Genomic DNA, 8,173 nt, shown 5'->3' with positions numbered 1-8,173 from the left:
GGTGCAGCAGCCTGAATCCATTTTGGGGGTTTGCGGGGCATTACAATCAACTCGGCTTAATCGCGTTAAGCGCACCGAATCCAAGCGTGGTCATAGCACCAATGCCGACGATACCCATAGTAGTCTGCCCCATCATTTTCATCATACCGGGCATCGGGTTCCCGCCAAAGGGATTGCTACGCCGTCTGCGTGGCATGTTGGGGTACTTGCGGTGAGTGCGTGCCATCAAATCAGCCTCCGCAGTTTCACAGCACGGTAATCAACGTTCTTCTTGATCGTTGCATCACCCGGCATCGGTGCCGTAGGATAGACTTTCGGGCGGGGCATCTTGATACTCTTAACACCTTTCGCCATCAGAACGCAGCCCCCTTCTTGAAATGCGCTTTGGGCGGTTTCATTGAACCTTTCTGCATCTGGTCAAGCGCCTTGACACTACCGGCGAACCCGCCGTGGGGGAGTGCGATATTCTTTACTTTACCCTTAAAGGGTTTTGGTTTCATTCCACAGGGCATTTGTTCTGCTCCTATAGAGAGAATGGGTGTTCTGGTATAAAAAGAGTATGTGCCTATTTCTTCGTGAACACATACACGACACCGGCAAGCATCGCGCCTGCCAGTTGTAGCATGACATACGCCAGTGCGGTTGGTATCCCAAGATACAGCCCCGCTGTTGGCGATATCATGAACGGTGCTGTAAGGAACATGATCATAAGCGACATCCGAACGGTGCGGGTCCGTAGCCACAGCCCGACAAGGAACGCGATGTAGATGATACCCCAGAAGATCATGATAGGTGTTCCCAATGCAGTCAGAGCGTTGGGCATCTCTGCGGTAATGTTCGGCAACGCGAAATGGGCTGAGGTTATGCGGCGAAGCGGATCTCCGTATGATGGAACAGGTATAGGTGTGACTGCCGCGATAGATGCCGTCTTTTCAGCACCACACCCCGTCGCGTCGCAAGCTTTGTAATAGATAGTCCTCTCCCCAATAATTGGAGCGCCCCATACTACGATAGTTGCAGCGCCTCCAGTTACGGTTGCGTTCTCGCTCATCCAGTTGTTGTTGCCAGCAGACTGCCCCCATATAACGTAAGCGTATCCGGACGCCCCGGTTACAGGAACCGTGAAATTGTTGCTGCCTACCAGCGTTGCATCCCCGGTTGTAGGGAGTGCTGACGCTATCCCTGTTAACAGTGTTAATACCAGCACTATAGTTAATAGTCGAATGGTGACACCTGCCTGCGCCCAAGGATAACGACGAATGCGACGATTGACAGGATCGCAAAGATGAGCATCATCGCAAACGGGAGGTATGATATATACGTCAGTTCCCACAGGGATTCTTTTAGTGCTGGATGAATGTTCCACCCGGACAATATATCCAGCAGCGGGGCCAGAAGAACGTCTCCGATGTAATACAGAACGGTGTCGGCGAATATGTTTGTGAACAACAGGATTCCGCCAACGGTTATCTCTGCACTGGTTGCCATGCTCAAACACCTCCTGACGCCTGGCTGTTCTCGTTCATAAGGTAGTTCGCCCAGATCACCATGAAGATACCGATGAACAAGATACTCCAGATAAACTGCATCTGGGACATCCCGTTAACGGCGTCCTGCAACGTTGGCAGGAGTTTCATGGTGCTGTTGAACGCCCTGAATATTTTCTCCATTGCATATCCGAGGACTAACCACAACCCATCTAGGAGTAGGGTATTCCACACACTTCCAATAAAATTTCCTGCTCCCATGATCACACCTGTAAAGTCTCATACGACGGCTTGAAGGTCCAGTTCGTCCATGCGATGATATAGATTACCCATATAACGAGTTGCATTATCCCAAGGATGAGCATCGCCTGCGGGGAGGTGAGAAGCACAGGATATGTTGCCGTAAGCACAAGACTGAACATAACCACTGCCCCGATGATCAACACTATAAAGCGTAGAGCTGCGAACGCTGCACTTAACGCCCAGCTTGTAAGCGACGCCACATCGAGCAACGTTCCCCCGCTGCTTGAAACGGTTGATACGCTTGCCGACAGGTCCACCTTACCCGACGAGTCGCACGAGTACCCATACCCGCTACAGAACTGCTGTGACGAGTATTCGCTACCGCTACCTACAATGCCGGGAATTGGGGAGAACGCGGGATCGTTCATAAGAACTATCGACGCCTCGAAGATAATAATCAGTATCGCTACCGACATGACCTTTGTTCCGGGGCCGGAAGTTCCGAACTTCTCACGGTTCATATCGTTGACATATATCAGCGTTCCGAGCAGACAGCAGGCAATGACCATCCCCCAATACGTTGTGGGGTTTGGCGCTTGGAGCCACCCGATAAATACAAGTCCTGCTGTGAAGTAAGGAACCAGAACCAGAAACCGCGATTCGTTAGACATCCCGGAAAACGCTGCTAGAAGTGCAATCAGCATAAACGAGATGTAGGTGTAATACATTATTGCATCGGCAGCAGGAACCCAGTTCTCAATCCCGAGAGGTATCAGCATCCCAAGAGGAGAATGTGTGATGATAGAATTGGTCTGCACTACAGAACCAGCACTCGCAATGCCAACAATCGCGGCAAGGCAAAGGAGTAGTAACAGACCTTTTCTTCGCATAGTTAAAATGTGGTTTGCCATATATTAAACCTCCTAGCACACCGTTGTTGCGTTGTATCCCCATAAGTACTCAGTCCCAATCGGTGCTTTGGGCACGGTATGGTTGTCGTAAACATAACCCGCTCCTATTCCAGACCACGTTGTATTATGTACTTCGGTGCCGTTGTCACGGAACCACACACGGAAGATAAGGTTGCTGGTGCACAACGACGTATCAACGTATGTCATGTTCAGGTTGATATGGGTGCTGTTCACTGAATACCACGGCAGCGTTGCGTTCCGTACCGTCAGCGTGTTGTTCCCTATGCCTTGCCCGGTAGTACGGACGTAAATCACATACTCCTGATCTGATGGGTAGAGGGTTTTGGTTGACGACACCCCAGATGTTATGTTGGAAATTGTCAAACGGTATTGCAGCGACTTGAACATCGTAAATGCTAACCCGCCGTTATCGTCTGTGCCGCCGGTCATCGCCATACTGGAATTAAGCATGTCTGCTGCGACTTCTGTACTAACGCCATACGCTCCGACCAACCAGGTTGGGTCGGTGCTTGGGAGTGTCGAAGCTACATAATTTGCTGTTACATTTGTCAACGGCAACGGTTTGCCATAATAGTCCACGACGCGAATACGAACCTGCCACGGGGTATACCACGTACTCTGCTGGTGTGTTGTTGTTGTTGTCGGTGTCAGCGATACCATATGCGTTGCATCCGAATCCACGACATAAGTAATCTGTCTACTGGTATAACCCGCTGCAACAAAATTAATGTATTTCAGTCCAGCCGATTCCGTAAGATAACCAGTGCCGTTAGTAGTTGTATACGATTGACCAGTTGTTGAATCAGAAATTGCTACTACCGCTATTGGTGTGTTTGTTGTCGAATCGACAACGTTGAATGTGAGCGTGTAGAACCCTGTAAGATAAATATCCTGCTGCGTAAATCCGGAATATCCTCCGGTACTGCTGACACTGATCCGCGTTGGTGCGCTGGTACTCCATCCACTTGCATTGGTCACGTTTAACCTAACATCAAAATGCCCGTTGTCGAAAGTCTCAACCGGATTTTCAAGCGTACTGAAATGATACGTGGTACTGTTCTCAATGCATGTCCAGAACCAGTCCCACCCAATAGGAGCGGTTACAGAAGTGTTTGTGAACTGGATTGCCAACGGGGACGTACCTGCCGTCTCGTTTACTGTGAACGATGCAACAGGTAACTCATCCTCGTATTCAAGGTAGAAGCCACCACCATATATTGTCGTGGCTGGGTTCGTTGCGAAGGTGGGTTGGTTACTCCTCAGCTCAACGTAATCGCCAGGAACCACCGTTATATTCATGGTGATGTTTACCCACATGCGTTCGTTATCAGCAACGGATATGTTGGCAATCAGGTATTCATCCACCCCGTTCTTCACGATGTATTGCGACCACTCTTCTCCGGTGCCTGCTGTTCCGGAGTATGAATAGACTCCCGCTTTCTTGATAGTCCCTGCCTGACGGATATAAATTTTGTTTGTCCCTGCTGTGGTTGATGGCGCAATGGGGCGATCTCCGTAATAGATAACACCGTTGTCTGCCGGTGTGTGAGTCAGCGCAAAGGTATGAATCGGATATCCATCGTTGATGTCGTGGATATCGGTAAGGTCAACCCATGCGATTCCGCCAACAACATTCGTGGCTGGATTCGTTGCCCATGCAGGGTGCTGCCTCTTGAACTGCAAATAGTTGCCAATCTGTACCGGGATGGACATGCTGGTATTATTGAACATCCGGAGGGACTGCGCTACTGACCGGCTTTCAATCAGATATTCGGTACTGTTGACATCTAACGAATACGAATATGCTTCGGCAGTACCAGCGGTTCCGGAATAGTCAGCAACGAACGCTTTTGTAAACGATCCTCTTGTCGGAATGAATATCTTATCCTGACCTTCGGTTGTTGACGGGACTGCTGGTTTCCCCCCGATATAATTTATGACGGAATCGGCAGGGGTGTTTGAAAGAGCCATCCCATAAATTGCGTACCCCCTGTCAACTTCATCTGGAGTATCAATGAGTGCGTATCCTCCGACAATATTTGTTAATGGGTTTGTAGTCCACGCGGGTTGCACCCTTTTCAGGATCAGTGTATCGCCAGCAGCAACGGCTACATTCATGGAAGAATTTGTGAAGATCCGCTCGCTCGCCGCAACGGATAATTTTGCAACCAGATAATCGGTTGCGTTGTTGACGCGGAGATAATAGGCATACTCCTGATTCGTCCCTGCCGTCCCAGAGTAATCATAGATTTCAACAACATTGATCGTCCCTGCGGTTGGGACTACCTGCATCCCGGTTGGTGTCGCTGTCGGTGCTACCGGCTGGATACCAACATAGACGGTTGCTCCGTCAGCAGGTGAATTGGTTAATGCTTGGAATTGCAGGGTATAATCTGCCGATACGACAGGAACTAAAAGGAGCATGACGATCAGGAATGCCCATCTCATCACAGCACCCCTGCGGCAACCACTGAATATTCTGCACTGTTGTTATATCCAATCTTGGTGGAGTTGACGTAATACTGCTGGTTTGGAACCAAGGTGCATCCAGCCGGTTCGCAGATATATCCCCCGGCTACATTCGTAGTCTGCGTGTATTCCTCTGATGTTGTACGGTTATAGAGATGGACGGTTGCTCCAGATATCGGGCGGCCATAGGTAATATCCCGAATCACCCCACCGATCTTGACCCCCATTGATCCATCCGGTGCTGATGGGTAAAGTGTCACGTTAAGGTCATAGATACTCTTCGATGCCAGCGGGACGAAATTATACTGGTACGGGTTGTATCCCGGTTTCGTAGCATTGAAAAACACAGAAGCACCAGTTACAAATATTTTGTCTGTGGTATAGTTCCCGCCGGAGTCTGACGATACATTCGATACGGATGTACCCTGCGTAACGTTTACCGCAGTGTATGGCAGAGGAAGACCTGTGTATCCATCATATGTTGTTCCCCCGTAACCGAAGTACGCAACGAGGTTGGTGTAATCATCCCCAAGGATATACTCGTTCGCACCAACATTTGAGGTAGCAATCAACCATGCATGATAAACCCCTTCTGCGTCGTCGTCAGCCCAGTTGTGCGTAACTGATCCAGATGATGCAGTCAGGCTCATGTTCTCCTTGAAGTTCATGTAGCTGTCAAGGATCGCAATTTTATACGAATACGTCGATGTGTCCCAGTACCCTCCTGAAAGCACATAATAGATTACACTCGCCGTATCGCCGTGACTGTACGACTTTGAATTCCATTGAACATTTGCACCATTGGACTTGTACAGGATCATGTTGCTCCAATCCAGTGTTTCAGGACAATAGAGTCCATAGTACCCCTGTGGGGCTGTGGTGTTATCAATGATAAGATCCTTCACGTTCCATGCAAGTTTGCCAAGGTATGCATCCTTACCCACCGATCCGGTATAATTCGTGGCATAGATAACCCCCGTATTGTAATTCTTTAACTGGACTGTCCAGTTGGGTTGGGTATCCAACGGGGAATCTGTTGATGCATTCCCGCGTGACCAGTAACCATACATATAGTTGCTGTCAACGATAGTTCCGTTCTCTCCAAAAGCAACACCGGATGCGGCGGGGTTAATAATATCTTTCAATATAATGAAAGTATCGTTGTCGGTTCCCGGGAGAGTCATCATCATGCGGTTTGGTTCGGCCCAATTTAAATCCCTTAAATCATTATATAAGTAATTTGAAGATCCCTGATATTGCCCCCATCCAACATATGCCGGATTTCCAGATTGTAAAGGCCCGGTATCAGTTAAAACACCATCCCGCCAGTATTGCGGGACTCCTGCAAGCATTTTCATTTCATATCTTGCAGATACATCGCTTCCAGTGAGTGTCGCCCATGTATAAGAGTCCATTTCATTAAGATTGACATCTAGTAATCTTACTGTTATTATATTTGATACATATGGGGTTGGTTTATAAAATTCGGTAGCCGCACTATATTGGACAGGATATTGATTTCCTAAACGAACATAACTGACTTTAGCACCTACTGTCTGTGATTGGAATCTGGCATATCCTACTTGTCTTTCGGCATTGACATAATGAGTTGAGTTGCTGTCAATACTAGGAAAGTTACTCACATTTGTCAGACGGAAATATTCTGACCGCTCGTTCATGGTATAGGCAGTCCCGAGCACCGGGGAAATTAGAAGCATCAGCACAAAAAGCAGGAGCAGGCGTTTCATCTGATACGCCTCCGTAAAAACTGGTCTACTGTCTCGCCCTTGCGTTTCTTTTTATTTACCCTATCCCTTGTTGATGGTGCAACCCAGAGCGTTGTTCCTGGGGTCTTACGTCCACTCATACAATGCTATAGCAATGCAATACTATTTAAAGGGATGGTGTGATTATAGAATATGGGACTCTGTGCACAACTTTATGACAAGCCGTTTGAATATGGGTTTATGATCGACTACAACAAGAAGCACGGGAAATATTCGTTTACTCCTATGGAAAAAGAAAGGTTTGAGTTTGCTGTTGTGGATATTCCATGTGATTATCTGGAATAGACTTTTAAGAAGTACCAGCCCACAATCACAAGGAACGCTGCTCCTGCTACAATGCAGGCTACTACAAACCAGAATTCTGTTTCTTCGAGTGTCATATTTTTCCTCCTAATGTTTTTTTGTTCGGTTAGCGTTCGCGGTGGTTGATGTGGCGGAAGTGGAAAAAGAGATTGGCTAAATGTACTTCCCAAACATTACACCTAGAACGACCAATCCAATAGAATACACCCATGCTTTCCAAGACGGGATTACAAGACAACTATCTACCGTGTTGATCTGATTTTTAAGTTTCGTATTCGTTTCTCCAATTTCATTCATTAATCGAACGAACCCTTCGTTCAATTCTTTGTTGTCGTATTCGATTCTGGCAATCCCCGCTGAAACGCTTTTAACATTTTCAACAAGTATCGCTTCCATATTCTTCCTCAGCGTCTCGTTTATCTCGTCAGACTTCTGACCAATGATTGTTGCAACAACTGACGAATCCGTGACCTTACGCAATTTCTCTGTGCTCTGCTGCAACTGCGTTAATGTGGTGTCCGTCTTATCAAGTCGCGCTAGCACTTTGCTTAATGACTTATAATACCCAACACCACACGCTTGGGCATCTTCTATCTTTGAAGTCTGTTCAATAAGATATTTTATTGCAGGAGACTCTTGCGGAAAATCTGGGTGCTCTCCCATAATCACACCCACGAATCCAACATCACGAGGCTTCGTGCATCCTTGAACACAACCGTCACGACGACATGATCCTTCCCCAGCGTCCCTAGCGTCTTGGCGCTCGTGCCTACCTCGATATGCCCAGTCTTGCTGAACGGAGTGCTCATCGGCTGTTCGTTGACGAGCGCCGTGATTCCTGGATCGGCTACGTCAAGCTGCGACGGACCGCCCATATACGTGACGTAAATCCATTCGCCTTCCTGATGCGCCACGAACGATACGAGGCGGGGTTTAGGCGTTAAGTCGTCCA

Annotated in this window: 9 protein-coding genes; 1 reads left to right on the top strand and 8 read right to left on the bottom strand. The window is 48.1% G+C overall.

Going from position 1 to position 8,173, the window contains the following annotated elements:
- Positions 1-259 (top strand): hypothetical protein (locus PHE17_RS21065; protein WP_301017897.1); only part of this gene is annotated, 259 nt, incomplete at its 5' end.
- Between the two features lie 306 nt (positions 260-565).
- On the opposite strand, the gene PHE17_RS21060 is transcribed toward PHE17_RS21065, so the two are convergent.
- The 8 genes from PHE17_RS21060 to PHE17_RS21025 form a co-directional block, all read right to left on the bottom strand.
- Positions 566-1,051 carry a hypothetical protein gene (locus PHE17_RS21060; RefSeq protein WP_301017896.1) on the bottom strand — a complete coding sequence of 162 codons (486 nt, stop codon included), beginning with the start codon at positions 1,049-1,051 and terminating at the stop codon, positions 566-568.
- A gap of 161 nt (positions 1,052-1,212) precedes the next feature.
- Entirely contained in the window at positions 1,213-1,488 is a 276-nt protein-coding gene (locus PHE17_RS21055) for a hypothetical protein (RefSeq protein ID WP_301017895.1), read from the bottom strand.
- Between the two features lie 2 nt (positions 1,489-1,490).
- The gene (locus tag PHE17_RS21050; protein WP_301017894.1) at positions 1,491-1,748 is read right to left on the bottom strand and encodes a hypothetical protein; all 258 of its coding nucleotides are present in this window, start codon (positions 1,746-1,748) and stop codon (positions 1,491-1,493) included.
- Positions 1,749-1,750: 2 nt separating this feature from the next.
- Positions 1,751-2,641, bottom strand: coding sequence for a hypothetical protein (locus tag PHE17_RS21045; RefSeq protein WP_301017893.1), 891 nt, complete (start codon positions 2,639-2,641; stop codon positions 1,751-1,753).
- A 12-nt stretch (positions 2,642-2,653) separates the two neighbouring features.
- Entirely contained in the window at positions 2,654-5,110 is a 2,457-nt protein-coding gene (locus PHE17_RS21040; RefSeq protein WP_301017892.1) for a hypothetical protein, read from the bottom strand.
- On the bottom strand, positions 5,110-6,879 hold the full coding sequence (locus PHE17_RS21035; protein ID WP_301017891.1) for a carboxypeptidase-like regulatory domain-containing protein: 1,770 nt from the start codon (positions 6,877-6,879) through the stop codon (positions 5,110-5,112). Before PHE17_RS21035 ends, PHE17_RS21040 begins: the two co-directional genes overlap by 1 nt.
- A 495-nt stretch (positions 6,880-7,374) precedes the next feature.
- The gene (locus tag PHE17_RS21030) at positions 7,375-7,884 is read right to left on the bottom strand and encodes a hypothetical protein (RefSeq protein ID WP_301017890.1); all 510 of its coding nucleotides are present in this window, start codon (positions 7,882-7,884) and stop codon (positions 7,375-7,377) included.
- Positions 7,885-7,886: 2 nt separating this feature from the next.
- Positions 7,887-8,173 (bottom strand): hypothetical protein (locus PHE17_RS21025; RefSeq protein ID WP_301017889.1); only part of this gene is annotated, 287 nt, incomplete at its 5' end.

This window comes from Thiothrix sp., assembly GCF_028714775.1.
In the GTDB taxonomy this organism is placed as follows: domain Bacteria; phylum Pseudomonadota; class Gammaproteobacteria; order Thiotrichales; family Thiotrichaceae; genus Thiothrix.
Note: the sequence above shows the minus strand (reverse complement) of the source record. Positions and strands in the feature narration are given on the sequence as shown.